Genomic DNA, 24,353 nt, shown 5'->3' with positions numbered 1-24,353 from the left:
GGCCATGCGATGGGTCTCCTAGCTCTTCTCTACATACCGCAGGGAGCGCAGGCCGCGCTCCAGGTGCCAGTGCAGGTAGGCGGACACCAGCCCGCTGCCCTCCCTGACGTGACGCGGCTCGCACGCGTCCGCCGTCGCCCAGTCGCCGGTGAGCAGCGCGCTGAGCAGGCCGATGGCCTCCGGAGAGGGTACGACGCTGCCGGGCACACGGCAGTCGCCGCATATGACGCCGCCCGCCGCGACCGAGAAGAACCGGTTCGGCCCGTGAAGTCCGCATTTCGCGCAGTCCTCGAAGCTCGGCGCGTAGCCGTTGACGGCGAGGGAGCGGAGGAGGAAGGCGTCGAGGATCAGATGGGGGGCGTGCTCGCCCCGCGCGAGGGTGCGCAGCCCGCCGACGAGCAGCAGGTACTGCTGCACGGCGGGCTCGCCCTCGTTGTCCGTGAACCGCTCGGCCGTCTCCAGCATCGCCGTCCCGGCGGTGTAGCGGGCGTAGTCGGTGACGATCCCGCCGCCGTACGGGGCGATGGTCTCGCTCTGGGTGCAGAGAGGGAGCCCGCGCCCGACGAGGTCACTCCCGCGAGCGAAGAACTGCACGTCGACGTGGGAGAAGGGTTCGAGCCTCGCCCCGAACTTGGACTTGGTCCGCCGCACCCCGCGCGCTACGGCGCGTACGCGGCCGTGACCGCGTGTGAGCAGAGTGATGATGCGGTCCGCTTCACCCAGCTTCTGGGTGCGCAGCACGATGCCGTCGTCGCGGAACAGACTCATGCGCCCATTCTCGCGTACGGACATCGCGCTCCGGGACCGCTCCGGGGCACCGGTCGTTCACCGCCCGGAGCCGCGTCCCGGCGCTCACCCTGCGTCACACCACGAGATCCCGAGCCGCCGCCTTCACGGCACCTCCCCCCGGCTCCGCGCGTTCACGTGGGCGGTGGCGGCCCGCAGGCGCTCGGCGGAGGTGGCCTCGCGGACCCCCTCCGGCTCGGCGTCCCACTCACGGCCGCCCCCGAGGGGCCTCAGCTGGACGTACGGGCCCTCATGCCCCATGACCGTGCCGACCCTTCCGGTGTGGATGTCGACGACGTACGACCCGATGGGCAGTTTCAAGACCGGCCCCTTTCCCCTGACAGTACGGCGCCGGTCAACAGGCGCGCCGTTTCCACCGTGCAGCGTCCCAATTCGACGAGCGGCCGAGGGGGATCGGCGGCGAGGGTGAGAACGTCGAGCCCCAGCGAGGGCAGGACGATTCCGGCCCTCACAAGTGCTTCACGCAATTCCCTCACCGCCTCCTGAGCTTCATGTACGGCCCCCGTGGACAGCCGCTCGCCCTGTTCCTTCACAACGCACCTCTTCCTGAATCCATTTCCGGATTTCCGCATCCAGGGTGGTGCCGGATCCGTAGAATCGGCCAGATGCGCAGGTCCAACAACTGCGGCGTAGGGGCGGGTAGTCAGGCCATGGCCAGAGGTTCCAAGCGGCAGGACGCGTGGGAGTTCTTCGGGGATCTCCTGAAGGAGCGCCGCGAGGCGGCGAGCCTTTCACAGAGCGAACTCGGCAGACTGGTGTTCGTATCGGGCGGATACATCGGCCTGTTCGAGCAGGGAATCCGAAAGCCGCAACTGGACGTGGCGCAGCGAATCGACGAGGTGCTACAAACCGGCGGTATTTTCGAACGGACGTGGCGCAAGCTCATCAACAAGTCGCCGTATGCGGAGTATTTCCAGGCCGCTGCGGACCTGGAGGACATCGCGACGAAGATCTGCGAGTTCGCACCGACGGTCGTACCGGGCCTTCTTCAGACGCCGGACTACGCGCGGGCCATCACCCGCGCCAGCAACCCACTGGCAACGGACGAATACGTCGAGGAGACCGTCATCGGCCGGATGGACCGGTCCGTGATCCTGAAGGGCGCTACACGCCCCGTGTATTGGGTGATCCTGCACGAGTCCGCACTGCGCATCCCCGTGGGCGGCCCGACAGTGATGGCTGAGCAGCTCGACCACGCCGTCCGAACGGTGCGCGAGCGCACAGCACTGATCCAGGTACTGCCGTACGCCGCCGGCGCGTACCCGGAGATGGGCAAGACCCTCAAACTCATGGAGTTCGCGGACGCTCCCCCAACCGCCTATACGGAGGCCTTGTTCTCGGGCAACTTGCTGGATGATCCGGCTGTGGTGAAGCGCACGCAGGCGGCCTACGATCTCCTCAGGGCCGTCGCGCTGTCGCCGGAGGCGTCCCTGCCCCTGATCGAATCGGCGGCTGAGGACTACAGACGATGCGCGACTACGACCTGAGCAACGCACGTTGGTTCAAGAGCTCGTTCAGTGACGGCCACGGTGGCGACTGCGTCGAGGTCTCGTACGACTTCGTCGGCGCCGCGTGGCGCAAGAGCACGTACAGCAACGGCGAGGGCGGCTCCTGCGTCGAGGTTCTCGACAACGTCCCCGGCGTCGTCCCCGTCCGTGACAGCAAGGTGCCCACCGGCCCCGCCCTTGTCGTCTCCGCCCCCGCGTGGGCCGCGTTCATCGGCGGGGTCAGGAGGGGCTGACGATCAGCCCCACCGTCCCGAGCACACTCGGCACCTCCGGCGGAACGCGCGCTCCTTGCGGACCGTCGCCCCGAGGACGGGTCGGTGGTCGACGGTTCCGTACTCGTCGTCGCCAGGAGTCTGGTCTCCGGCGACGAGGGGGAGCGGACACCGGGCTGGTCTCCCCCCGCCAAGTGGTCGGCGTCACGGCTCCGTCCAGGGGCCTTCACCGATTGATCACACGCGCTTAAGATCACGCGTCATGTCGATCACTTCCTCCATACCCGTGCTCCAGGGCGACGGTGGCTCCGTCCTGAGCGCCCACCCCGGCGGTCTGATCCTGGAGCGCCCCCACGAGGAGGTGACGATCTTCGCGGAGGCGATCGCCCGCGTGCACGCCGAAGGGAGGCGTGTCGCCGTCGAGGTGCGGGCCCTTCCAGGGGTGACGCCGACCGTCCACCGGATCGAGGGCGTGGACGAGGCGGCGGCCGTCGCCTTCGCCGACGCGGTGAACGAGCTGCTGCCCGAGCCGGCCGGGGAGGCCGACGGCACCGAGGGCGTCGTCGTGCGCGGCCGCGACACCGTCCGCAACAAGAGGACCCTGCGCCGGCTCGCACTGTTCTCGCTCGCGAGCCTGGCCCTGATCATCGCCCTGGCCGTGGTCGCCGGAATCCACGGGGACGCCGGGACGGCGATCACCGTCGTCTTCTTCGGCGGCATCGCGGCTCTCTTCATGGGGTGCGGCGGCGCGATCGTGCTGGCGTGGGCCGGGCGGCGGCGGAAGATCAAGCGCGGCACCGAGGTCATCGCCGTGCAGACCGGTCCGGGGTGGTACCGGTACAAGGACCACGCCGGCGTGAACCGGTCCCTGTACCACTCCGGCGGCGGGGTGACCCTGCGGGTCCGCTACGACCCGCGGGACCCGGCGGACGCTGTCGTACCGGACGCGGCGGTGCTGCGGGGACTCTTCTGCGCCTTCGGAGTGTTCATCTTCCTGGTCGGGCTCGGGCAGATCGCCCTCACGTGGTCACTGGTGAGCGACGCGATCCGGGGCGTCGCCCTCTAGTCGCCCTTTGGGAAGTCATAAGTTCAGCTTATGGGGCCATAGACGGGGGGCGGGTACCGCTCCGCGCGAGGGGTTAATTAGGGTGACCTAAGTGACGGCAGCTCTCGCCGTCGCGTCGCTTGCGAAGGGAACCCTGACATGCCCCGCCCCCTCCGGGTCGCGATCGTCGGCGCCGGCCCCGCCGGAATCTACGCCGCCGATGCGCTGCTGAAGTCCGAGGCCGCCGCAGAGCCGGGCGTGTCCATCGACATCTTCGAGCGGATGCCGGCCCCCTTCGGTCTGATCCGGTACGGCGTCGCGCCGGACCACCCGCGCATCAAGGGCATCATCACCGCCCTGCACCAGGTGCTCGACAAGCCGCAGGTCCGTCTCTTCGGCAACGTCGACTACGGCACCGACGTGCACCTCGACGACCTGCGCGCCTTCTACGACGCCGTGGTGTTCTCGACCGGCGCGATGGCCGACCGCGAGCTGAGGATCCCCGGCGTCGAGCTGGACGGCGTGTTCGGCGCCGCCGACTTCGCCTCCTGGTACGACGGTCACCCGGACGTCCCGCGCACCTGGGAGCTGAAGGCCGAGAAGGTCGCCGTCCTCGGTGTGGGCAACGTGGCGCTCGACATCGCGCGCATCCTCGCCAAGACGGCGGACGAGCTGCTGCCGACCGAGATCCCGGCGAACGTCTACGACGGCCTGAAGGCCAACAAGGCCGTGGAGATCCACGTCTTCGGCCGCCGTGGCCCGGCCCAGGCGAAGTTCAGCCCGATGGAGCTGCGCGAGCTGGACCACTCCCCCACCATCGAGGTCATCGTCAACCCCGAGGACATCGACTACGACGAGGGCTCGATCGCCGAGCGGCGCAAGAACAAGCAGACCGACATGGTCGCCAAGACCCTGGAGAACTGGGCGATCCGCGACGTCGGCGACCGCCCGCACAAGCTCTTCCTCCACTTCTTCGAGTCGCCGGTCGAGATCCTCGGCGAGGACGGCACGGTCGTCGGCCTCCGTACCGAGCGCACCGAGCTGGACGGCACGGGCAACGTGAAGGGCACCGGCCAGACCACGGACTGGGACGTCCAGGCCGTCTACCGCGCCGTCGGCTACCTCTCCGACGAGCTGCCCAAGCTCCCCTGGGACACCGCCTCCGGCACCGTCCCGGACGAGGGCGGCCGCGTGATCGAGGAGGGCGGCGAGCACCTGGCGTCGACGTACGTCACCGGCTGGATCCGCCGTGGCCCGGTCGGCCTCATCGGCCACACCAAGGGCGACGCCAACGAGACGGTCGCGAACCTGCTCGACGACTTCGCCAACGGCCGGCTCCTCACCCCCGAGACGCCCGAGACGGACGCGGTCGTCGCCTTCCTGGAAGGCAAGGGCATCACGTACACGACGTGGGAGGGCTGGTACGCCCTCGACGCCGCCGAGAAGGCGCTGGGCGAGCCGCAGGGCCGCGAGCGCGTGAAGATCGTCGAGCGCGAGGACATGCTCCGCGCGAGCGGCGTCGACCTGGGCTGACCCACGCCCCGCGCTTCCCGGGCCCCCATCGGTCATCTGCCGGTGGGGGCCCGGCCCGTCTCCGCGACCCGGCACGGGAGGCCGTGCGCGCGGCGCGCTCATATTCTGGAAGCACCGGCAGGGCCGGGAAGGGAAGTGAGCGGCGATGGCCGTCCCCGTGGAAGAGGCGCCGGCCGTCGAGCGGGCGCGCGACGCGGCGACCCGGGACTCGTGGGCCGAGGCGTACGCGCTGCTGCGCGAGGCCGACCTGCACCCCTCCGTCGCGCTGGACCCCGCCGACCTGGACCTCCTCGCGGACGCCGCCTGGTGGGCGGGGCACGTGGACGAGTCGGTCACCGCCCGGCTGCGGGCCCACGCGGGGTACGTGGCGGCGGGCGACCACCGGGGGGCGGGCCAGGTCGCGTGGTGGCTGCACTTCGAGTACCGCTGTCTGGGGCGGCCCGCGGCGGCGGCCGGGTGGCTGCACCGGTCCCGGCACCACCTGGAGGGCGAGCCGGACTGCCCCGAGCAGTGCTTCCTCGCCTGGACGGACGCCGAGGAGGCGCAGGAGCACCGCGACCCGGAAGGCGCGCTGGCCGCTGCCCGGCGCATGGAGGCCCTCGCCCGTGACTCCGGCAGCCCGGACCTGATCGCCCTGAGCCGCCAGGCGCACGCGGCGGTCCTCCTCGCGAACGGCCGCAGGTCGGAGGGGCTGGCGCTGCTCGACGACACGATGTGCGCGGTGACGGCAGGCGAGCTGAGCGGGATGTTCACGGGCTGGCTCTTCTGCCTGGCGCTGACCGAGTGCATGGAGGCGGCGGACCTGGGCCGGGCGGTGGAGTGGACGGACGCGGCGGTGGCCTGGTGCGAGGTCCCGTGGTCCCAGCACATCCGCGCGCCGGGCCCGGCCGGAGACCCGGAAGCACCGGGAACGGCAGCCGCCGGAGGCCGGGAAGCTGCGGGAACGGCAGCCACTGGAGGCCCGGAGCTGCCCGGAACGGCACCTACGGCCGCGGGCCCCGAGGTGCCGATGGCAGTACGTACGTCGCCCGTCCCCACCCCCGAGTCGGTCACCGACAACCCCTTCCGCGGCCTGTGCCGGATCCACCACGTCGAGGTGCTCGATCTGCGCGGGGCCTGGGAGCTCGCCGAGGCGGAGGCGGCCCGGGTGTGCGCGGAGGTGCCCGTGGACAGTCTCGACGTCGCCGCCGAGGCGTACTACGCGGCCGGGGAGATCCGGCGGCGCCAGGGCCGCCTCGACGCCGCCGCCACCGCGTACGCGCACGCCCACGAGCTCGGGCGGATCCCGCAGCCGGGGCTTGCCCTGCTCCGGCTCGCCCAGGGCAAGGCCGACGCCGCCGTGACGGGCCTGAAGCTGGCCCTGGCCTGCCAGAGCGACCCGGGCCACGACCTCCTCGGCCGAGCGCGGCTGCTCGCCGCGCGGACGGAGGTGGCGCTGGCCGTCGGGGACCGGGACGGCGCGGCGGAGGCGGTCGCCGAGCTGGAGGCCCTGCCCGGCGAGGCGCCGCTCCTGGGCGCCATGGCCGCCACCGCCCGGGGCGCGCTCGATCTCGCCCGCCGCGACCCGGCGGCCCTGCGGCCGCTGCGCCTGGCCCTCGCGGGCTGGCTGGAGCTGCGCGTCCCGTACGAGGCCGCGCAGGTACGGATGCTGCTCGCCGCCGCCGACCGGGCCGCGGGCGACGAGGAGGCCGCCCGCCTCGAACTCATGGCGGCCAGGGCGGCCTTCGAGCGGCTCGGCGCGCTGCCGGACGCCCGCCGCGCCGCGGCCCTGCTGACGGCGGGGACGCGCCACGCGCTCCCTGGCGGCCTGACCGCGCGGGAGGCGGAGGTGCTCCGGCTGGTCGCGGAGGGCGGCACGAACCGGGACATCGCCCAGGCCCTGGTGATCAGCGAGCACACGGTCGCCCGTCACCTGAACAACATCTTCGCCAAGCTGGACGTGACCTCCCGTACCGCCGCCACGGCCTACGCCTACGCCCACGACTTGGCCGGACCCCCTATGTAGCCGAAGCCCGGTGGAGCCGACCCCCGACGTAGCCGAAGCCCCATGTAGCCGGACCCCCGACGTAGCCGAAGCCCGACGAAGCCGAAGCCCGGTGGAACCGACGCCCCATAGGCCGTTTCGCCCATGCCCGCCCGGTGCCCCGATGTGGGTGGTTCGGGCGATGCCCGCGCCGGCCCCGGCGGCCTAGAACGGGTGCATGAACACCGTCGACACGCTCGCCCCCGGCGCCCTCACCGCCGGGCTCCCGCTCGACGTCCTGCGCGGCTCCGTCCGCGGCGACGTCGTCGTACCCGGCGACCCCGCCTACGACGAGGCCCGCCGGGTCTACAACGCCCTCCACGACCGCCACCCGGCCGTCGTCGTCCGCGCCGTGGACGCGGGCGACGTGATCGCCGGCGTCCTCTTCGCCCGGGACCACGCCCTGCCGCTCGCGGTCCGCGGCGGCAGCCACGCCGTCGCCGGTCACGGCACCGTCGACGACGGGCTGGTCGTCGACCTGTCCCGGATGCGCTCGGTCCGCGTCGACCCCGTGGCCCGTACCGCCCGGGCCGACGGCGGCTGCACCTGGGGCGACTTCAACCACGCCACGCACGCCTTCGGCCTGGCCACGACCGGCGGCGTCGTCTCCACCACCGGCATCGGCGGCCTCACCCTGGGCGGCGGGATGGGCAACCTGGCCCGGCGCTACGGGCTGAGCTGCGACAACCTCCTCCAGGCCGACGTCGTGACCGCCGACGGCACCCTCGTCACCTGCGACGCCGAACGGCACCCCGACCTCTTCTGGGCGCTGCGCGGCGGCGGAGGCAACTTCGGGGTCGTCACGTCGCTCGTCTACCGCCTGCACCCGGTGTCGGACGTCCTGGGCGGCGTGGTCTTCTTCCCGCTCGACGGGGACGTGGCCCGGAGCTGGCGCGACATGACCACCGGCGCGCCCGAGGAGCTCAACACGATCTTCGTGATGGTGCTCGGCCCCGCCATGCCGTTCCTGCCGGAGCGCTGGCACGGCCGCCCGGTCTGCGGTCTGATGACCTGCTTCAGCGGCCCGGCCGAGGAGGACGAGAAGGTGCTCGGCCTGCTCGGCGAGCTGGGCCCGGTCATCGGCAGGTTCGTGGAGCGGATGCCGTACCCGGTGGTCAACACGCTCTTCGACGAGGAGCTGCCGCCGGGGCTCTACCACTACTGGAAGGGCAACTTCAGCCGCGGTCTCGGCGACGGCGCCATCGACGTGCACATGCGCTACGGGGAGACGCTGCCCTCGATGGAGAGCGACACGGCGATCTTCCCGATCGACGGCGCGTGCCACCGCGTCGGCCCCGAGGACACCGCGTTCGCCTACCGCGACGCGTCGTTCTCGGCCGCGTTCGGCACGACGCACACGGACCCCGCCGACAACGAGGCGAACATCGCCTGGACGCGGGCGTACGACCGGGATCTGCGGCCGCACACCGAGGAAGCCGGCTACATCAACTTCATGGACACCGACGACCAGGACCGCGTACGGGCCAATTACCGGCAGAACTACGCGCGGCTGCGGGCGGTCAAGCGCCGGTACGACCCGGACAACCTGTTCCGCCTCAACCACAACATCGAGCCGTGAGCGGCCCCGGGGTCCCTACAGCAGCGTCCTGGCCGTGGCGAGCAGCCGGGCGGTGTCGTCGGAGCAGAGCGCGAGCGCGTTGCCGACCGTGTGGAGCACGTCCCGTTCCGCCGGGCTGTACGCCCCGTCCGCGAGCGCGATCCTGGCTCCCTGGAGCAGGATCGACTCGCGGCCGGAGGCGGCCAGGTGCGGGGCGAGCGGCTCCAGGGCCTCGTGCAGCTCGATCGCGAGGGCGGCGCCCCCGCTGCCGGCGTCGGGCAGGAACCGGCCGGTGTCGGCCTCCAGCGCCTCGACGAGATCGGTGAGCTGGATTGCGGTGCACTCGTCGTAGCCGGCGGCGCGGACCGCCGTGACCGCCGTGTCCACGGCCGTACGGGACGAGGTGCCGCCCGCCGCGAGGACGGCGAGGGCGACGGTGTGCACGCCGTCGCGCAGCATCGCGGCGAAGCGGCTCGTCGTCGGGTGGTCGAGCGCCTCGGTGCCGAAGTGCGTGTGGCACGCGGTGCATTCCACGACCGGGCCGGCGAGCCCGCGGGGCAGCAGGGGGACGCCCAGGACCGCGAACCGGCGACGTCCGGTGCGCCTGCGGTAGTTGCGATCGCCGCCGCACTCCTCGCAGAAGAACTCACCGTCCCCGACGGTGTTCCAGGAGGTACGAACGCCGCAGAGGATCACTTTTCGTCCGCGTGACTCTCGGGCAGACCGCACGCCGCACCTCCCTTGACGAACCGGCGACTTTGCCGACGTGGGGAGTGATGTTAGCCACATCCTTGATGTGGCGTCAGCACCCCGTCGTCAGATCGCCACCGACTTGGCCGAGACGCGACACGTCGGGACAGGCGCTGACGGCGCCTGCGCACCGAATAGGCGACGAATCCGCCGCCCAGGGCCACGGCGGCGGCCGCCACCCCCACGACACCCGGCTCGAACGCGGATCCGGTACTGGCGAGATCACCCTCAGGGGTGGTCGGGGAGGGCGCGGAGGCGGCGCTCTCCCCGACGGGGATCACGGTCGGGCCGTGTGGGCGGGTCAGCGCGCGGAGCGGTTGACCGCCGAGATGACGGCCTTCAGCGAGGCGCGCGTGGTGTTGGCGTCGATGCCGATGCCCCACAGAACCTTGCCGTCGATGGCGCACTCGATGTACGAGGCGGCCTGCGCGGAGGCGCCCTCGCTCATCGTGTGCTCCTGGTAGTCCAGCAGCCGGGCGTCCACGCCGATGGACTGCAGCGCGGCGAAGAAGGCGGAGATCGGTCCGTTGCCGGAGCCGGTCAGGACGGTGTCGACGCCGTCCACGACCGCCTCGACGGTCAGCGTGTCGGTGCCGTCGGTGTCCGAGGTGGTCTGGCCGGAGCGCAGCTGGATGCGGCCCCAGGCGTTGCCCGGGTTCGGCAGGTACTCGTCCTGGAAGACGGACCAGATCGCGGCCGGGGTGACCTCGCCGCCGTCGTTGTCGGTCATCTGCTGGATGATCTTCGAGAACTCGATCTGCATCCGGCGCGGCAGGTCCAGCTTGTGGTCGTTCTTCAGGACGTACGCGATACCGCCCTTGCCGGACTGCGAGTTGACCCGGATGACGGCCTCGTAGGAGCGGCCGACGTCCTTCGGGTCGATCGGCAGGTACGGCACCGCCCATTCGATGTCGTCCACGGTCTTGCCCTGGGCGGCCGCGTCGGCCTCCATGGCGTCGAAGCCTTTCTTGATGGCGTCCTGGTGGGAGCCGGAGAAGGCGGTGTAGACCAGGTCGCCCGCGTAGGGGTGGCGCGGGTGGACCTCCATCTGGTTGCAGTACTCGCTGGTGCGGCGGATCTCGTCGATCTGCGAGAAGTCGATCTGCGGGTCGACGCCCTGGCTGAACAGGTTCATGCCCAGGGTCACCAGGTCGACGTTGCCGGTGCGCTCGCCCTGCCCGAACAGGCAGCCCTCGATGCGGTCGGCGCCGGCCATGATGGCCAGCTCGGCCGCGGCCACCGCCGTACCGCGGTCGTTGTGCGGGTGGACGGACAGACAGACGTAGGCGCGGCGGGTCAGGTTCCGGGACATCCACTCGAACCGGTCCGCGTGCGTGGACGGCGTCGAACGCTCCACGGTGGCGGGCAGGTTGAGGATGATCTCGCGGCCCTCCTCCGGCTGCCAGACGTCACAGACCGCCTCGCAGACCTCCAGGGCGAAGTCCAGCTCGGTGTCGGTGAAGATCTCCGGGCTGTACTGGTAGCCGAAGACCGTCTCGTCGCCCAGCAGCTTGTCCGCGTACTCCATGACGAGGCGCGTGCCGTCGACGGCGATCTGCTTGATGTCCTCCTTCGAGCCGCGGAAGACGACCCGGCGGAAGGTGGGCGCGGTGGCGTTGTACAGGTGGACGGTGGCGCGCTTGGCGCCGACCAGGGACTCCACGGTCCGCTCGATCAGGTCCTCGCGGGCCTGGGTCAGTACGGAGATGGTGACGTCGTCCGGGATCGCGCCCTCTTCGATGATGGAGCGCACGAAGGCGAAGTCGGTCTCGCCGGAGGACGGGAAGCCGACCTCGATCTCCTTGTAGCCCATGCGCACCAGCAGGTCGAACATCTCGCGCTTGCGGGCGGGGCTCATGGGGTCGATCAGCGCCTGGTTGCCGTCGCGCAGGTCGGTCGAGAGCCAGCGGGGAGCCTTGGTGATGCGCTGCTCGGGCCAGGTGCGATCGGGGATCTGTACGGCCTCGTACCGGCCGTACTTGTGGATCGGCATCCCGGACGGCTTCTGCATCTGGGTGGCGTTGGTGATGGGCGTCGGGCGGCCAACGGGCTGGGACATTGCGTAGGGCTCCTCGGGTCCAACAAGGGGACGGCCGACTGTCGAACGCAACACCAGGTCCCGCGGGGAGGGGGTCGGCCTACGACTACAGGCCCTCGCCGCGGCAGCTAAGGAGAAGCAGCCCGAAACGCATGATGGCCGCAGCCTAGCTCAGGTCCGCAGAGCGCGGACAACGCGTTCCAGTATGCGGGACGGCCGAGCTGTCAATACGAAAGGGTGACGAATCACTCCATTTCGCGGATCATGGTCGCATCTAGTGACAGTTGGGTGACGCAGTGCCACATTGCAGGACATGACCTCCCCCGCGTACGTACCCGCCCACCCGGTCTTCTGCACGATCGTGCCGCCGCATCTGCTGGAGCACCTGGCCTCCTCCGCCGACCCCGCGATCGCGGCGGCGGCCCGGCGCACCCTGGTCGCCGACGCGATGAACCGGACCGCCCGCGCACTCGCCCAGCCGGCCGCGCCCCGGCCGGCGCGGCTCGCGGAGCCGCCGGAGTCCGCCCGCCCCCGGCGCACGGTGTACGACGCCCGGGGCGGCACGGAACTGCCGGGCGTCCCGGTCCGCAAGGAGGGCCAGGAGGCCACCGGGGACGCCACCGTCAACCGTGCGTACGCCGGGCTGGGTGCCACCTTCGACCTCTTCCTGAAGGCCTTCGAGCGGGACTCGATCGACGGCGCGGGGCTGCCGCTCCTGGCGACCGTCCACTACGACCGGAACTACGGCAACGCCTTCTGGAACGGCGAGCAGATGGTGTTCGGCGACGGCGACGACGAGATCTTCCTCGACTTCACCCTCCCGGTGGACGTGATCGGCCACGAGCTGGCGCACGGCTTCACCCAGTACACGGCCAACCTGGAGTACTTCAGCCAGTCGGGGGCGCTCAACGAGTCCGTCTCGGACGTCTTCGGCTCGCTGGTCAAGCAGTACGTGCTCGGCCACAGCGCCGCGGAGGCCGACTGGCTGATCGGCGAGGGCCTGTTCCACCCGAACGTCCAGGGGACGGCGCTGCGCTCGATGAAGGCGCCGGGCACGGCGTACGACGACGACGTCCTCGGCAAGGACCCGCAGCCGGGCCACATGGACGACTACGTCCGCACGAGCCAGGACAACGGCGGGGTGCACATCAACTCGGGCATCCCGAACCACGCCTTCTACCTCGCGGCGACCGAGCTGGGCGGCAACGCCTGGGAGCGGGCGGGGCAGATCTGGTACGACGTGATGACGAGCGGGGTGCTCACCCCCGAGTCCCGGTTCTCCGAGTTCGCGGCGGCGACGGTGGCGTCGGCGCGGGAGCGGTACGGGGACGGGGAGGAGCTCCAGGCCGTGCTGAAGGCCTGGGGGGCTGTCGGCGTACCGACCGACTGATAGACCTGCGGCATGCGTATTCGAGTGCGGCGCACGGGCGGTTTCGCGGGCATCGAGCGGACGGCCGAGGTGGACACCTCGGCCCTGCCGGACGCCGGGGAGTGGCACGACCTGGCCGGCACGGTCCTCACCGAGGGAGAGCCGGAGGAGCGGGGCGTGCCGGACGGCTTCGCCTACGAGATCACGATCGACGACGCGACGGTCCGCTGCCGTGACCCGCGCCTGACGGCCGCGCAGCGCGCGCTGATCGCGCGGGTCCTGAAGGAGGGGGCGTAGGCGGCCGGAGGCCGGCCGCCTCCCCGGTCAGAAGCCCAGCTTGCGGAGCTGCTTGGGGTCACGCTGCCAGTCCTTCGCGACCTTCACGTGGAGGTCGAGGAAGACCGGGGTCCCGAGCAGCGCCTCGATGTGCTTGCGGGACTTCATCCCGACCTCCTTCAGGCGGCTGCCCTTCGGGCCGATGATGATCCCCTTCTGGCTGGGGCGCTCGATGTAGACGTTCGCGTGGATGTCGAGCAGCGGCTTGTCCGCCGGGCGGTCCTCGCGCGGGATCATCTCCTCGACCACGACCGCGATCGAGTGCGGCAGCTCGTCCCGTACGCCTTCCAGAGCGGCCTCACGGATCAGCTCCGCGACCATCACCATCTCCGGCTCGTCCGTGAGGTCGCCCTCCGGGTAGAGCGGCGGGGACTCCGGCAGCAGCGGGATCAGCAGGTCCGCGACCAGCTGGACCTGCTTGTCGCCGACGGCCGAGACCGGCACGATCTCCTGCCACTCGAAGCCCAGCTCCTTGGCGAGCTGGTCGACGGCGATGAGCTGCTCGGCGAGCGTCCTGGAGTCGACCAGGTCGGTCTTGGTGATGATCGCGACCTTCGGGGTCTTCTTGATCCCGGCCAGCTCCTTGGCGATGAAGCGGTCGCCGGGGCCGAGCTTCTGGTCGGCGGGCAGGCAGAAGCCGATCACGTCGACCTCGGCCCACGTCGTGCGCACGACGTCGTTCAGGCGCTCGCCGAGGAGGGTGCGCGGCTTGTGGAGGCCGGGCGTGTCCACCAGGATCAGCTGCGCCTCCGGCCGGTGCACGATGCCGCGCACGGTGTGCCGGGTGGTCTGGGGCCGGTTGGAGGTGATCGCCACCTTCTGGCCGACCAGAGCGTTCGTGAGGGTGGACTTGCCCGCGTTGGGGCGGCCGACGAAGCAGGCGAAGCCGGCCCGGTGGACGGCTTCGGATTCTTGGTTACGAGCGCTCATGGGGGCCATTCTCCCCGATGCGGGACGTCGTCACGTACTCAGTGCCCGCCGGGGCCCCCGCGACGCCTGACCCGCAGCCCGATCAGCGCCGCCGCTCCCCCGGCGAGGACGGCCGCGGCGGCCAGCCACGGCAGCGCGAGGAAGGGGGCTCGCCCGGACTCCCGTACGTCCTTGGCCGTGGCCGTGAGCGTCACCTCGCCCCAGTCGAACTGCGGCGATCCCGTCCACCGCTCGGTGAGCCGGATCCTCTGCCGGGGCAGCAGCTCGGAGGGGATCTTCGCCAGGTCGCGGGCGAGCAGGGTGCGGCCGAAGACGCCCTCGGCGCGCAGGGCGACCTTGGGGTTGAGGGTGACGTTGCCGCGGTTGTGGAGGGTGTACGAGACGAGGGCGGTGCTCGTGCCGGCGCCGGGGACGAGCGGACGGTCCTGGGAGAGGGTGACGTCCTCGACGGCGAGGGCGGGGACGGTGGGGCCGTTGACCCGGAGGTAGACCCTGGCTCCGACGGCCCGCTGGACACCGACGGCGACGGACCCCCTGCCGCCGGCCTCCACGCGCTCGTCCAGGGCGACGACCGCGCCGGGGTGGTCGCCGGGTTCCGCGTCCTCGGGGACGGTGAGGGTGTACGGCACGGTGACGGAGGAGCGGGCCGGGACGGTGACGCGGGTGCGGGCGGGCCTGATCCAGGCGCCGGCGCCGGTCTGCTTCTCCTGGCTGGTGCGGACGGCGAAGCCGCCGTCGCGTTCGGTGTTGTAGGCGTCGGCGCCGTAGAGCCGGAAGGTGAGGGGGGCGGTGGTCTTGTTGGCGACGGTGACCTGGTCGTTCACGGTGGTGCCCGGGTCCGCGGAGAGGTAGAAGTACGGCCGGCTGCCGAGCTGCGAGGCGGCCGGGTAGACGGCCCACTCCCCGTTGTCGGCGGCCTGGGCGGCCGGGGCCTGGACGCCGACCAGGGCGAGGACGGCGGCCAGGAGGAGGACGTACGGCTTGGTGAGCACGGTGCGGAGTACCCCCGGGGTCGGAGCGGGCCGACCGGGTGCGCGCCCGGCCCGCTGGTCGGATGCTGCGGTCAGCTGAGCGTGAGCGTCAGGACGCCCGCGTACGAGCCGGGCGCGGTGAACGCCGGGACGTCGAGGGAGACCTTGGCGTCGACGGTGAACTCGCCGCCGGTGAGCGTGCCGTTCGGTGTCGACGCGAGGGTCGCCCCGCCGCTGCCGACCGTTCCGGCCGAGCCCGGTGCGCAGGTGCTCGGGCTGCCGGCCTTGGTGGTGCAGGCCGGGGTCCAGCTGAGCGCTCCGGCGCCGATGGAGCCGCCGGGGCCGGTGAAGTCGGTGACCTTGCCGGTGAGGGACCAGCCCGCGGGGCCGCCGCGGAAGTCCTTGACCGTCACCGTCTTCAGATCGCCGGTCGCCGCGCCGCCCTGCCCGAAGTCGACGGACGACAGCTGGACGGCGTCACCGGCCTGGGTCATCGTCAGCTGGCCCGCCGTGACCGCCGCGGTGAGCTTCTGGCTGTTCGGCGGCTGCGGGGTGTCGTCGATGACGGTGTACGCGGCCGGTCCGGCGCCCTTCTCCGGGTCCCAGGCCGCCCCCTCGTACGCCACGATCCCGGTGGTCGCCTTGGACTCGACCTTCAGGCGCGCGACGAAGCCGCCCTCGCTGTCGGTCGTGACGGTCATCTTGTCGGCGCTCTCCGCCGCACCGGCGCGGCCGACGACGGTGACCTCGGCGAGCGGGGTGAACTTGGCGCCGGTCACGGTGACCCGGGCGCCCGGTGCGCCGGAGGCGGCGCCGAGCGAGATGTTGCGCTCGTTGGCACCCGGCTGCGCGCTCGCGACGACCGTCTCGGAGACGGGGGCGGGCGGGTTCAGGACGGTACAGGGGGTGTCCAGCTCCATGATGTAGCTGGTGTGGATGTTGTAGTCGCCGGGCGAGAGGCTGATCGAGCCGGGCGCGGTGACCGTGAAGGTGCCGGTCATCGAGAACGCCGGGAAGGCGCCCTTGCCGGGGACCGGCGGGTTCTTCTTGGGGCCTGTGACCGTGACCGCGCCGGACTGGGCGCCGCCGAGGACGACCTTGCCGCTCGGGGTCATGATGTCGGCCGGGAGGGCCAGGTCGACGGGGTTCGACGCGGCGGGCTTGGTGACCGTGTAGGTGACCGTGACCGTGTCGCCGACCTTGGGCGTGGGCTTGTCCACCGTGATCTCGGCCGTCGTGGTGCCTTCGATCGGCGGGATGCCGGCGATCGGCGGCGGGACGCAGCGGGTGGTGAAGTCCACCGCCTGGGACGCGGCCGCCAGAGCGCCGGCCGGTGACGCCAGCGCGCCGCCTGCGGCGCACACGAGGGCGGTGGCCCCGAGGGCGGCGGTCCAGCGCCGTCTTCGGGTCCGCGCCGGGGTTCGCAAGAGTGCCATGTGTGCCCCCTCCTGAGGGATGAGAGGGCGCCATTGACGGCCGCGCGAAAAGAGAAGTCAATGGAATCGAAATGCACCGACTGATGGCCCATCAGATACTGTCAAGATCGACGTTTTGCCTGGTCAGGGGCGTGCACAACACAGGTACCGGCGCCGCCCGAGGCGACGCCGGTGAAGGGTGGTTCGAACGGGCGGACCGCTAGAACACGAACGGTCCCGGCGACTGCGAGGTGACCGCGTCACAGTTCACGGCCACTCCGAAGATCGTCATGGTGAGCGCGGTGCCCGCGAAGTACGAGTTGAGACTGTCACCGACGGCCACGGTGCCGCCCAGCGGACCGATGGTGACGGACTGGTTCGCGGCGAGCGCCGGATTCTTCTGGCCGCTGAAGACGCGGGTGCCGCCCCCGCCCTTGGCCATCGTCAGCTGGGCGTTGATGGTGTCGGCGCCGACCGCGACCGGGGTCTTGACGGCCGAGGTGAGCGTGATCGTCGCGGCCGTGCCGCTCTGCGTGGCCTGGAGGGTGGCGAGCCCGCCGCCCCAGAACCCGCAGTCGTAGGTGGCGGTGGCGGTCCCCGGCGTGACGGCCGCGGCCGCCGGGGCGAAGGCCAGCCCCGTCACGGCGAGCGCGCCCGCGAGGACCGCGCCCACGCCTAACCTGCCGCCCCTGTTGATGCCTCTCATGAGGTCGTACCCCTTCCCGATGAAGCACGCAGGGGTGCGGACGCTGCGTGAAGGCGTGAATCTGACGGTCCGTCGGACCGATCGCTGTTCATTGACGCGCAACGGACCGGGGAAGACAAGAGACGTTCCGTTGATTCTTCACAAGCGCGCAAAGGAGGCCCGGCGTGACGCCGGGCCTCCTTCGGGGTCGCTCGGCCTCAGCCCGCCGTGACCGCCGCGCGCAGCTGCCCGTCGGGGCCGGCGAGCAGCACGGGGGTCTCGGGCCCGCCGAGGTCGCGCACCGCCGCGCGGTCCTCGTCCGAGGCGGCTTCGGAGGTCGATACGACGGCCGCGGCCTCCAGGGACCGGGCGCCACTGGCCACGGCCATCGCGACCGCGGTCTGGAGCGCGCTCAGCTTGAGCGACTCCAGAGCCACGGTCCCGGCCACGTACGTGCGGCCGGTCTCGTCCCGTACCGCCGCGCCCTCGGGCACACCGTTGCGGGCGCGGGCGCTGCGCGCCAGCGTGATGATCTTGAGGTCCTCGGCGCCGAGGTCGCCGTGGTCGGGCTTGAGTGTCATGCCCCGAGCATAGGTCGGGGCAGAGGATCAGCTCTGCGCGGCCCGGCCAGGCCGGACGGGATCAGCTCTGCGCGCCCTTGACGAACTTGTCGGTGGCCAGCTTGGCCAGGCCGTCGAAGTCCTTCTTGGCGGTGGCGGCGTCCGCGAGGTGCAGGAACCGCATCACGCCGCTGCCCTGGCGGACGACGATGAGGTTCGGCTCGACCTTGATGCCGGGCGCGACCTCCAGCGACAGCTGGAAGGCGAGCGCCTCCTCGGCCCCCTGCGGGGCGGTGATCTTCTTGACCGCCATCTTCGTCTTGTTGCCGTCGGCCTCTGCGGTGAAGGCGGGGCAGGCGTCCAGGGCGTCGCCGAGCTTCTTGATGTAGTCCGCGGCGCCGGTGCCCTCGAAGGTCACGACCGTCTGCGTGATCTCGGATGCGTTGTCGCCCACGGCGAAGTCTCCGCTCGCACCCTCGGTGGCGCCTGCGATGTCGCCGCTCAGCATGGGGGCGAGCGTCTGGCACTCGGGCTTGTCGACCTTGTAGACCGTCGGGGCAGCATCGCGCTTGGTGGTCTTCCAGCCCGACGGCAGGTCCTTCAGCTCAAGCACGGCGGCCTTCATCTGGGCGGCCGTCAGCGGCGTGGCGGCCGCCGGGGCGGCCGAAGTGGTCTGCTCGGCGGCCGGCTTGTCGGCCGCCTTCTCCTTCGTGGTGTCCCCGGTGCCGTCCGAGCCACCACTGCACGCGGCGACGAGGAAGAGCGCGGAGACGGTCAGAGCGGCGGCCAGGCCGTGGCGAATGCGAGTACGCATGGCGGAAAGATCCCCTTTTGTGGGTGCGAGTGACGTGACAAACCGGCACCGGAGGGAGGGGACGGCCGGATCCCGAGGAGGATATCCGGCGGCTGTGACATCGCCTTGCGGGGGAGCCTCTTGAGGGACAGTCAGGTGCATCCCGGTCAGCCCGCGATCGGGTACATCGCCCCGCGCCGCGCCTCCGGGGAGAGCAGCCAGGCCAGCTTCGCCTCGGTGTCCGCCAGCGGCAGCGGGGTGTGCATGACGATGGTCAGGTCGGGCCGGGCGGGCACCCGCAACTGGGTGGCCTCCAGGTGCAGCTCGCCCACGACGGGATGTCCGACCTCCTTGCGGGTCTGACCGCCCGGGGAGACGTCCCGCCGCTCCCAGAGCGCCGCGAACTCCGCGCTCACCTCCTTCGCCTCCTCGACCACCGCGCGGAAGCCGTCGTCGTCCGGGCACTCCGAGCAGGCGGCCCGGAACTGCGCGACGACCTGCGGCGCCAGTCGCTCCCAGTCGGCGGACCGGGAGCGGTAGATCGGGTCCGTGAAGAAGGAGATGAGGCAGTTCTGCGAGGCCTCCGGCCGCATGCCCAGGACGAGCGAGGCCGAGTCGTTGTACATGATCGTGTTCCAGTACATGTCCATGATGTGCGCGGGGAACGGCATCCACGCGTCGATCAGGCGCCGCAGCCCCGCGCACATGTCCCGCGCCGCCGGATCGACCTCGGGGGCGGGCGGGTTGAGGGCGGCGAGGACGTACAGATGGCGGCGCTCCGCCGGGCTGAGCCGCAGCACCCGGGCGACCGAGTCGAGGACCTGGGGCGAGACCGAGATGTCCCGGCCCTGCTCCAGCCACTGGTACCAGGAGACCCCGACGCCCGCGAGGACGGCCACCTCCTCGCGGCGCAGGCCGGGCGTGCGGCGCCGGGCCCCGCCGTCCGGCAGACCCGCCTCGGCCGGGGTGATCCGGGCCCGACGGCTCATCAGGAACTCGCGCAGTTCGGCCAGTCGGTGTTCCTTGGCAGCGTTGTTCCCGACCGCTGTGGCCACGGCTGCTTCCTCCCCCTGGATGCCTGGTGGTGCGACCAACAGGATAAGTTCCCGCTCCCCACGGATGTTCCCGCACTCCGAGGGTGGGGGCATGTCAACGACCCTCGCTCCCCCCGCTCCGACCCGGCCGGCCCTGACCGGCCGCTCCCGGCTCGTCCTCTTCGTCCTGTGCGCCGCCCAGTTCATGGTGGCGCTCGACTTCTCCGTACTGAACGTGGCACTGCCCGTCCTCGGCGCCGACCTCGGTCTGAGCCCGTCCGCGCTCCAGTGGGCGGTGACCGCGTTCGCCCTGCCGTCCGGCGGGTTCCTGCTGCTGTTCGGCCGGATCGGCGATCTGTACGGGCGCAGGAGGCTGTTCCTCGCGGGCCTCGCGCTCTTCGGCGCTGCCTCTCTGCTCGCGACCTTCGCCTGGGACCCGGCCTCGTTCCTGGCCGGGCGGGCCCTGCAGGGGATCGGAGCGGCGGCGATCGTGCCGACCGGCATGTCGTTGCTCACCACCACGTTCCCCGAGGGCCCGCAGCGGGACCGGGCGCTCGCCATCTCCGGCACGCTGATGTCCCTGGGCTTCACGATCGGCATGGTGCTCGGCGGTGTCATGACCGACGTGCTGGGCTGGCGCTCCACCATGGGCGTGCTCGCGCTCTTCAGCCTGGTCGTGCTGCCCCTCGCGCCCGGTCTGCTGCCCGAGTCGCGGACCGCCGACCGACCCCGGCTCGACGTGCCGGGCGCGGTGACGGTGACCGGTGGACTGCTCGCCGTGATCTACGCCCTGTCGACGGCGGCCGAGCGCGGGTTCGGCGGTACGGACGTCCTGGTCACCCTGATGGTGGGCGTGCTGCTCCTTGCGGCCTTCGTGGTGTTCGAGTCGCGGCAGGAGTCCCCGCTGGTCTCGCTGCCGATGCTGCGCCGGCGGACGGTGGCGTTCGGCAATCTCGGCGGGCTCGTGACCTTCTCGATGATGTCCACGGTCGTCTTCGTGCTCACCCTGTACCTCCAGGAGACGCTGGGGCTCTCCGCCTTCGGCACCGGTCTGGTCTTCGGGGTGCAGGGCGCCCTTTCGGTGTTCGCCGGGTCGCTCGCGTCGAAGGTCATCGGCCGGATCGGCGCCCGCCGCACGCTGGTGGTCTCCCTGCTCGGTCAGGGCGTGTTCGTGGCGGCGCTGCTGGGCCTCGGCACGGAGTCGGGCGCGGTGTTCGCGACGGTCGGCGTCTCCCTGGCGAGCATGTTCCACCTCGGCGCGATCATCTCGTACGGCGTCACCGTCACCTCCGGTGTCCCGGACCGGGAGCAGGGCCTGGCGACCGGCCTGGTGACGACGACCCAGCAGGTCGGCATCACCGTCGGCATCCCCCTGCTGGGTGTCCTGGCGACGACCGGGCCGAGTCTCTACGACGGGGTGCGCACCGTCCTCGCCGTCGACGCGGCGATCGTGCTGGCGGCGGCGCTCCTGGTCGCCCTCGGCCTGCGCCGGAAGGCCTGATCCGGCCGGGGCGGGCCCACGAGCCGCCCGTTACGGCTACGGCCGGTCCAGGCGGAGCCGTACCGCCTTCGGCAGGCCCGCGACCACCAGGTCGTAACTGTCCTCGACGAGCTCCCGGACCATGCGGTCCGGGAGCCCGCCGACGGTCACCGTGTTCCAGTGGCGCTTGTTCATGTGGTAGCCGGGGGCGACCGCCGGGTACTCCTCGCGGAGCCGGACCGCCTCCTCCGGATCGCACTTGAGGTTGATCCGCAGCGGATCGCCGTCGAGCGAGGACAGCGCGAACATCTTCCCGGCGACCTTGAAGACGGAGGTGTCGGGCCCGAAGGGGAACTCCTCCGTCGCGTCGTTGAACTCCAGGCAGAGGGCGCGCAGCTGGTCAGGCGTCATCCGAAGCCCCTTCGGACACGACCGTCAGGGGCTCCACGAGCACCGTCACGATCTTGTTCCGGCGGCCCGCCGGGGACTCGGCGGTCAGCCGCAGCGAACGCCCGTCGGGCAACTCCACGACCGCCTTGGCGCCCGCGATCGGCACCCGGCCGAGCGCCTTGGCGAGGAGTCCGCCGACGGTCTCCACGTCCTCGTCGTCGTACTCGTCCGGGCCGAACCCGTACAGCTCGCCGAGGTCGCCGATGTCGAGGCGGGCGGTGACCCGGTAGCGGTCGTCGCCCAGCTCCTGGACCGGAGGGAGCTCGCGGTCGTACTCGTCGGTGATCTCGCCGACGATCTCCTCCAGGATGTCCTCGATCGTGACGATCCCGGCCGTGCCGCCGTACTCGTCGATGACGACGGCGACGTGGTTGCGCTCCTGCTGCATCTCCCGCAGCAGGTCGCCCGCGTTCTTGGTGTCCGGCACGAAGGCGGCCGCACGCATCGCCGTCGACACGAGGTCGGCCTCGGCGTCGCGGTTGATGTGCGTCTTGCGGACCAGGTCCTTCAGGTACACGATGCCGACGATGTCGTCCTCGTTCTCCCCCGTGACGGGGATCCGGGAGAAGCCGGAGCGCAGCGCGAGGGTGAGGGCCTGGCGGACGGTCTTGTACCGCTCGATGCAGATCAGGTCGGTGCGCGGCACCATGACCTCCCGTACGAGCGTGTCGCCGAGCTCGAAGACGGAGTGCACCATCCGGCGCTCGTCGTCCTCGATCAGCGACTCCTGCTCGGCCAGGTCGACCATGGCCCGCAGCTCGGCCTCGGAGGCGAAGGGACCCTTGCGGAAGCCCTTGCCGGGGGTGAGCGCGTTGCCGATGAGGATCAGGAGCTGCGGGATCGGGCCCATGATCCGGGCCAGCGGCAGCAGCACGTAGGCGGAGGCGGTCGCCGTGTTCAGCGGGTGCTGCCGGCCGATGGTGCGCGGCGAGACGCCGACGGCCACGTAGGAGACCAGCACCATCACCGCGATGGCGACGAGCAGGGCCTGCCAGGTCTCGGAGAACTCCTCCAGGCAGGCGTACGTCACGAGGACCCCGGCCGCCATCTCGCAGGCGACGCGCACGAGCAGCGCCACGTTGAGATAGCGGGTCGGGTCCGCGGCGACCTGGGCGAGCTTCTCGGCGCCGCGCCGGCCCGACCGCACGGCCTCGGCGGCGCGGAAGCTGGAGACGCGGGCGATCCCGGCCTCGGCGCAGGCTGCCAGCCAGGCCACGATCACCAGGCCGACGGCGCCGAGGATGAGCGATGCGTTCATCGGGGGCTCAGGAGACGGTCGGCGCCGGGGAGGGGCCGGTCAGGCCCTTCTCCGCGCGCCAGCCGTCGACGATCGCCGCCTGGAGGCCGAACATCTCGGCCTTCTCGTCCGGCTCCTCGTGGTCGTAACCGAGCAGGTGCAGCACTCCGTGGACGGTGAGGAGCTGGAGCTCCTCGTCCATGGAGTGCTGCGTCGGCGCGTCCTTGCCCTGCTGGGTGGCCACCTCGGGGCAGAGCACGATGTCGCCGAGGAGCCCCTGCGGGGGCTCCTCGTCGTCCTTCGACGGCGGGCGCAGCTCGTCCATCGGGAAGGACATGACGTCCGTCGGGCCGGGCAGGTCCATCCACTGGATGTGGAGCTGCTCCATCGCCTCGGCGTCCACGACGATCACCGAGAGCTCGGAGAGCGGGTGGATGCGCATCCGCGCGAGGGCGTAGCGGGCGATGTCGAGGATCGACTGCTCGTCGACCTCGGTTCCGGACTCGTTGTTGACGTCGATCGACATGGTGCTTCTGCGCTACTTCCCGTTGCGGCTGTCGTACTGCTCGTACGCGTCGACGATACGGCCGACGAGCTTGTGCCGGACGACATCCTGGGAGGTGAGCGTCGAGAAGTGGACGTCGGGGACGCCGTCCAGGATGTCGCGGACCTGGCGCAGACCGCTCTTCGTGCCGCCGGGCAGGTCGACCTGGGTGACGTCACCGGTGATGACGATCTTGGATTCGAAGCCGAGGCGGGTGAGGAACATCTTCATCTGCTCGGGGTTCGTGTTCTGCGCCTCGTCGAGGATGATGAACGCGTCGTTGAGCGTCCGTCCTCGCATGTACGCCAGCGGCGCGACCTCGATCGTGCCCGAGGCCATCAGCTTCGGGATCGAGTCGGGGTCGAGCATGTCGTGCAGCGCGTCGTAGAGCGGCCGCAGGTAGGGGTCGATCTTCTCGTAGAGCGTGCCGGGCAGGAAGCCGAGCCGCTCGCCCGCCTCGACGGCCGGCCGGGTCAGGATGATCCGGGTGACCTGCTTGGACTGCAGGGCCTGGACCGCCTTGGCCATGGCCAGATACGTCTTGCCGGTACCCGCGGGGCCGATGCCGAAGACGATCGTGTGCTTGTCGATCGCGTCGACGTACCGCTTCTGGTTGAGGGTCTTGGGGCGGATGGTGCGACCGCGGCTGGAGAGGATGTTCTGCGTGAGCACCTCGGCCGGGGTCTCCTGACCGGCCTCCGCCGTACCGTTCTCGCTCGCCCTGAGCATGGCGATCGAGCGTTCCACTGCGTCCTCCGTCATCGGCTGTCCGGTGCGGAGCACCAGCATCATCTCGTCGAACAGTCGCTGGATGAGAGCGACTTCCGTCGCCTCGCCCACCGCGCTGACCTGGTTGCCCCGGACATGGATGTCGGTCTCCGGGAACGCCTTCTCGATCACGCGAAGGAGTGCGTCACCGGAGCCGAGAACGCTCACCATCGGATGCTTGGCGGGGACGGTGAAGTGGGCGCGGGCCTCGCCCGGCGCGCCCTTGGGGGCTGTGGGTGTCTGAGTCATGGGCCGGCACTGTGGCCTGCGCATACCTCCCGTTGCAGGGTTCTCGCTGCTCGACAAC

24 protein-coding genes are annotated in these 24,353 nt (G+C 71.2%); 9 read left to right on the top strand and 15 right to left on the bottom strand.

Annotated features, from left to right (window positions below; genetic code table 11):
- Positions 1 to 18 precede the first annotated feature (18 nt).
- Together recO and M5362_RS06505 are read right to left on the bottom strand one after the other, a co-directional pair.
- Positions 19 to 768 carry a DNA repair protein RecO gene (recO, locus tag M5362_RS06510; protein WP_260226364.1) on the bottom strand — a complete coding sequence of 250 codons (750 nt, stop codon included), beginning with the start codon at positions 766 to 768 and terminating at the stop codon, positions 19 to 21.
- A gap of 123 nt (positions 769 to 891) precedes the next feature.
- Positions 892 to 1,107: a hypothetical protein gene (locus M5362_RS06505; RefSeq protein ID WP_260226363.1), complete on the bottom strand. Its 216-nt coding sequence runs from the start codon at positions 1,105 to 1,107 to the stop codon at positions 892 to 894.
- A 350-nt stretch (positions 1,108 to 1,457) separates the two neighbouring features.
- On the opposite strand from M5362_RS06505, the gene M5362_RS06495 reads away from it, so the two are divergent.
- The 6 genes from M5362_RS06495 (at position 1,458) to M5362_RS06470 (ending at position 8,707) form a co-directional block, all read left to right on the top strand.
- Complete coding sequence (locus M5362_RS06495; RefSeq protein WP_260226639.1) at positions 1,458 to 2,294, top strand: helix-turn-helix transcriptional regulator; 837 nt, start codon at positions 1,458 to 1,460, stop codon at positions 2,292 to 2,294.
- Positions 2,276 to 2,548 (top strand): DUF397 domain-containing protein, encoded by a 273-nt coding sequence (locus M5362_RS06490; protein ID WP_260226362.1) that lies wholly within the window; start codon positions 2,276 to 2,278, stop codon positions 2,546 to 2,548. The genes M5362_RS06495 and M5362_RS06490 overlap by 19 nt, the downstream gene beginning before the upstream one ends.
- 241 nt (positions 2,549 to 2,789) lie before the next feature.
- Positions 2,790 to 3,593, top strand: coding sequence for a hypothetical protein (locus M5362_RS06485; RefSeq protein ID WP_260226361.1), 804 nt, complete (start codon positions 2,790 to 2,792; stop codon positions 3,591 to 3,593).
- Between the two features lie 138 nt (positions 3,594 to 3,731).
- Entirely contained in the window at positions 3,732 to 5,105 is a 1,374-nt protein-coding gene (locus M5362_RS06480) for an FAD-dependent oxidoreductase (RefSeq protein ID WP_260226360.1), read from the top strand.
- 145 nt (positions 5,106 to 5,250) lie between these two features.
- Positions 5,251 to 7,110: a LuxR family transcriptional regulator gene (locus M5362_RS06475; RefSeq protein ID WP_260226359.1), complete on the top strand. Its 1,860-nt coding sequence runs from the start codon at positions 5,251 to 5,253 to the stop codon at positions 7,108 to 7,110.
- Between the two features lie 196 nt (positions 7,111 to 7,306).
- Positions 7,307 to 8,707, top strand: coding sequence for an FAD-binding oxidoreductase (locus M5362_RS06470; RefSeq protein ID WP_260226358.1), 1,401 nt, complete (start codon positions 7,307 to 7,309; stop codon positions 8,705 to 8,707).
- Between the two features lie 15 nt (positions 8,708 to 8,722).
- Here M5362_RS06470 and M5362_RS06465 read toward each other — a convergent pair whose 3' ends face one another.
- Both M5362_RS06465 and leuA read right to left on the bottom strand, forming a co-directional pair.
- Positions 8,723 to 9,415 (bottom strand): TerB family tellurite resistance protein, encoded by a 693-nt coding sequence (locus M5362_RS06465; RefSeq protein ID WP_260226357.1) that lies wholly within the window; start codon positions 9,413 to 9,415, stop codon positions 8,723 to 8,725.
- Positions 9,416 to 9,737: 322 nt separating this feature from the next.
- Positions 9,738 to 11,495, bottom strand: a complete 1,758-nt coding sequence (gene leuA, locus M5362_RS06460; RefSeq protein WP_260226356.1) for a 2-isopropylmalate synthase — start codon at positions 11,493 to 11,495, stop codon at positions 9,738 to 9,740.
- A gap of 292 nt (positions 11,496 to 11,787) precedes the next feature.
- Here leuA and M5362_RS06455 point away from each other — a divergent pair, with 292 nt between their 5' ends.
- Both M5362_RS06455 and M5362_RS06450 read left to right on the top strand, forming a co-directional pair.
- Positions 11,788 to 12,864 (top strand): M4 family metallopeptidase, encoded by a 1,077-nt coding sequence (locus M5362_RS06455; RefSeq protein ID WP_260226355.1) that lies wholly within the window; start codon positions 11,788 to 11,790, stop codon positions 12,862 to 12,864.
- A gap of 12 nt (positions 12,865 to 12,876) precedes the next feature.
- Positions 12,877 to 13,140, top strand: a complete 264-nt coding sequence (locus M5362_RS06450; RefSeq protein ID WP_260226354.1) for a protealysin inhibitor emfourin — start codon at positions 12,877 to 12,879, stop codon at positions 13,138 to 13,140.
- A 27-nt stretch (positions 13,141 to 13,167) separates the two neighbouring features.
- Here M5362_RS06450 and era read toward each other — a convergent pair whose 3' ends face one another.
- From era to M5362_RS06415, 7 genes are all read right to left on the bottom strand, one after another.
- Positions 13,168 to 14,118 carry a GTPase Era gene (gene era, locus M5362_RS06445; protein WP_374214416.1) on the bottom strand — a complete coding sequence of 317 codons (951 nt, stop codon included), beginning with the start codon at positions 14,116 to 14,118 and terminating at the stop codon, positions 13,168 to 13,170.
- A gap of 29 nt (positions 14,119 to 14,147) precedes the next feature.
- Positions 14,148 to 15,101: a DUF916 domain-containing protein gene (locus tag M5362_RS06440; protein ID WP_260226352.1), complete on the bottom strand. Its 954-nt coding sequence runs from the start codon at positions 15,099 to 15,101 to the stop codon at positions 14,148 to 14,150.
- Between the two features lie 71 nt (positions 15,102 to 15,172).
- Positions 15,173 to 16,516: a beta-xylosidase gene (locus tag M5362_RS06435; RefSeq protein WP_260226351.1), complete on the bottom strand. Its 1,344-nt coding sequence runs from the start codon at positions 16,514 to 16,516 to the stop codon at positions 15,173 to 15,175.
- A 199-nt stretch (positions 16,517 to 16,715) separates the two neighbouring features.
- Entirely contained in the window at positions 16,716 to 17,201 is a 486-nt protein-coding gene (locus M5362_RS06430; protein WP_260226350.1) for a hypothetical protein, read from the bottom strand.
- A 197-nt stretch (positions 17,202 to 17,398) separates the two neighbouring features.
- Positions 17,399 to 17,761 (bottom strand): cytidine deaminase, encoded by a 363-nt coding sequence (locus tag M5362_RS06425; RefSeq protein ID WP_260226349.1) that lies wholly within the window; start codon positions 17,759 to 17,761, stop codon positions 17,399 to 17,401.
- Between the two features lie 61 nt (positions 17,762 to 17,822).
- The gene (locus M5362_RS06420) at positions 17,823 to 18,554 is read right to left on the bottom strand and encodes a hypothetical protein (RefSeq protein ID WP_260226348.1); all 732 of its coding nucleotides are present in this window, start codon (positions 18,552 to 18,554) and stop codon (positions 17,823 to 17,825) included.
- A gap of 146 nt (positions 18,555 to 18,700) precedes the next feature.
- Positions 18,701 to 19,522, bottom strand: a complete 822-nt coding sequence (locus M5362_RS06415) for a helix-turn-helix transcriptional regulator (RefSeq protein ID WP_260226638.1) — start codon at positions 19,520 to 19,522, stop codon at positions 18,701 to 18,703.
- 157 nt (positions 19,523 to 19,679) lie between these two features.
- On the opposite strand from M5362_RS06415, the gene M5362_RS06410 reads away from it, so the two are divergent.
- On the top strand, positions 19,680 to 21,068 hold the full coding sequence (locus M5362_RS06410) for an MFS transporter (protein WP_260226347.1): 1,389 nt from the start codon (positions 19,680 to 19,682) through the stop codon (positions 21,066 to 21,068).
- 36 nt (positions 21,069 to 21,104) lie between these two features.
- Here the strand turns inward: M5362_RS06410 and M5362_RS06405 are convergent, their stop codons facing one another.
- The 4 genes from M5362_RS06405 to M5362_RS06390 are packed head-to-tail and all read right to left on the bottom strand — an operon-like array spanning position 21,105 to position 24,295.
- Positions 21,105 to 21,458 carry an MmcQ/YjbR family DNA-binding protein gene (locus M5362_RS06405; protein WP_260226346.1) on the bottom strand — a complete coding sequence of 118 codons (354 nt, stop codon included), beginning with the start codon at positions 21,456 to 21,458 and terminating at the stop codon, positions 21,105 to 21,107.
- On the bottom strand, positions 21,448 to 22,755 hold the full coding sequence (locus M5362_RS06400) for a hemolysin family protein (protein WP_260226345.1): 1,308 nt from the start codon (positions 22,753 to 22,755) through the stop codon (positions 21,448 to 21,450). Before M5362_RS06400 ends, M5362_RS06405 begins: the two co-directional genes overlap by 11 nt.
- Before the next feature lie 7 nt (positions 22,756 to 22,762).
- On the bottom strand, positions 22,763 to 23,260 hold the full coding sequence (ybeY, locus tag M5362_RS06395; protein ID WP_116161066.1) for an rRNA maturation RNase YbeY: 498 nt from the start codon (positions 23,258 to 23,260) through the stop codon (positions 22,763 to 22,765).
- 12 nt (positions 23,261 to 23,272) lie between these two features.
- Complete coding sequence (locus M5362_RS06390) at positions 23,273 to 24,295, bottom strand: PhoH family protein (RefSeq protein WP_260226344.1); 1,023 nt, start codon at positions 24,293 to 24,295, stop codon at positions 23,273 to 23,275.
- Positions 24,296 to 24,353: the final 58 nt, after the last annotated feature.

Source organism: Streptomyces sp. Je 1-79, assembly GCF_025195125.1.
GTDB lineage: Bacteria > Actinomycetota > Actinomycetes > Streptomycetales > Streptomycetaceae > Streptomyces.
This window is presented reverse-complemented; position numbering and strand designations above follow the sequence as displayed.

What these genes read in the sequence shown, in the direction of transcription:
- M5362_RS06470 (WP_260226358.1), top strand. Translation starts at nt 7,307, where the DNA reads ATGAACACCGTCGACACGCTCGCCCCCGGCGCCCTCACCGCCGGGCTC.
- M5362_RS06430 (WP_260226350.1), bottom strand. Translation starts at nt 17,201, where the DNA reads ATGAGAGGCATCAACAGGGGCGGCAGGTTAGGCGTGGGCGCGGTCCTC.
- era (WP_374214416.1), bottom strand. Translation starts at nt 14,118, where the DNA reads ATGGCCCCCATGAGCGCTCGTAACCAAGAATCCGAAGCCGTCCACCGG.
- M5362_RS06495 (WP_260226639.1), top strand. Translation starts at nt 1,458, where the DNA reads ATGGCCAGAGGTTCCAAGCGGCAGGACGCGTGGGAGTTCTTCGGGGAT.
- M5362_RS06450 (WP_260226354.1), top strand. Translation starts at nt 12,877, where the DNA reads ATGCGTATTCGAGTGCGGCGCACGGGCGGTTTCGCGGGCATCGAGCGG.
- M5362_RS06415 (WP_260226638.1), bottom strand. Translation starts at nt 19,522, where the DNA reads ATGAGCCGTCGGGCCCGGATCACCCCGGCCGAGGCGGGTCTGCCGGAC.
- recO (WP_260226364.1), bottom strand. Translation starts at nt 768, where the DNA reads ATGAGTCTGTTCCGCGACGACGGCATCGTGCTGCGCACCCAGAAGCTG.
- M5362_RS06475 (WP_260226359.1), top strand. Translation starts at nt 5,251, where the DNA reads ATGGCCGTCCCCGTGGAAGAGGCGCCGGCCGTCGAGCGGGCGCGCGAC.
- M5362_RS06390 (WP_260226344.1), bottom strand. Translation starts at nt 24,295, where the DNA reads ATGACTCAGACACCCACAGCCCCCAAGGGCGCGCCGGGCGAGGCCCGC.
- M5362_RS06425 (WP_260226349.1), bottom strand. Translation starts at nt 17,761, where the DNA reads ATGACACTCAAGCCCGACCACGGCGACCTCGGCGCCGAGGACCTCAAG.
- leuA (WP_260226356.1), bottom strand. Translation starts at nt 11,495, where the DNA reads ATGTCCCAGCCCGTTGGCCGCCCGACGCCCATCACCAACGCCACCCAG.
- M5362_RS06410 (WP_260226347.1), top strand. Translation starts at nt 19,680, where the DNA reads ATGTCAACGACCCTCGCTCCCCCCGCTCCGACCCGGCCGGCCCTGACC.
- M5362_RS06455 (WP_260226355.1), top strand. Translation starts at nt 11,788, where the DNA reads ATGACCTCCCCCGCGTACGTACCCGCCCACCCGGTCTTCTGCACGATC.
- M5362_RS06485 (WP_260226361.1), top strand. Translation starts at nt 2,790, where the DNA reads ATGTCGATCACTTCCTCCATACCCGTGCTCCAGGGCGACGGTGGCTCC.
- M5362_RS06490 (WP_260226362.1), top strand. Translation starts at nt 2,276, where the DNA reads ATGCGCGACTACGACCTGAGCAACGCACGTTGGTTCAAGAGCTCGTTC.
- M5362_RS06405 (WP_260226346.1), bottom strand. Translation starts at nt 21,458, where the DNA reads ATGACGCCTGACCAGCTGCGCGCCCTCTGCCTGGAGTTCAACGACGCG.
- M5362_RS06420 (WP_260226348.1), bottom strand. Translation starts at nt 18,554, where the DNA reads ATGCGTACTCGCATTCGCCACGGCCTGGCCGCCGCTCTGACCGTCTCC.
- M5362_RS06435 (WP_260226351.1), bottom strand. Translation starts at nt 16,516, where the DNA reads ATGGCACTCTTGCGAACCCCGGCGCGGACCCGAAGACGGCGCTGGACC.
- ybeY (WP_116161066.1), bottom strand. Translation starts at nt 23,260, where the DNA reads ATGTCGATCGACGTCAACAACGAGTCCGGAACCGAGGTCGACGAGCAG.
- M5362_RS06480 (WP_260226360.1), top strand. Translation starts at nt 3,732, where the DNA reads ATGCCCCGCCCCCTCCGGGTCGCGATCGTCGGCGCCGGCCCCGCCGGA.
- M5362_RS06400 (WP_260226345.1), bottom strand. Translation starts at nt 22,755, where the DNA reads ATGAACGCATCGCTCATCCTCGGCGCCGTCGGCCTGGTGATCGTGGCC.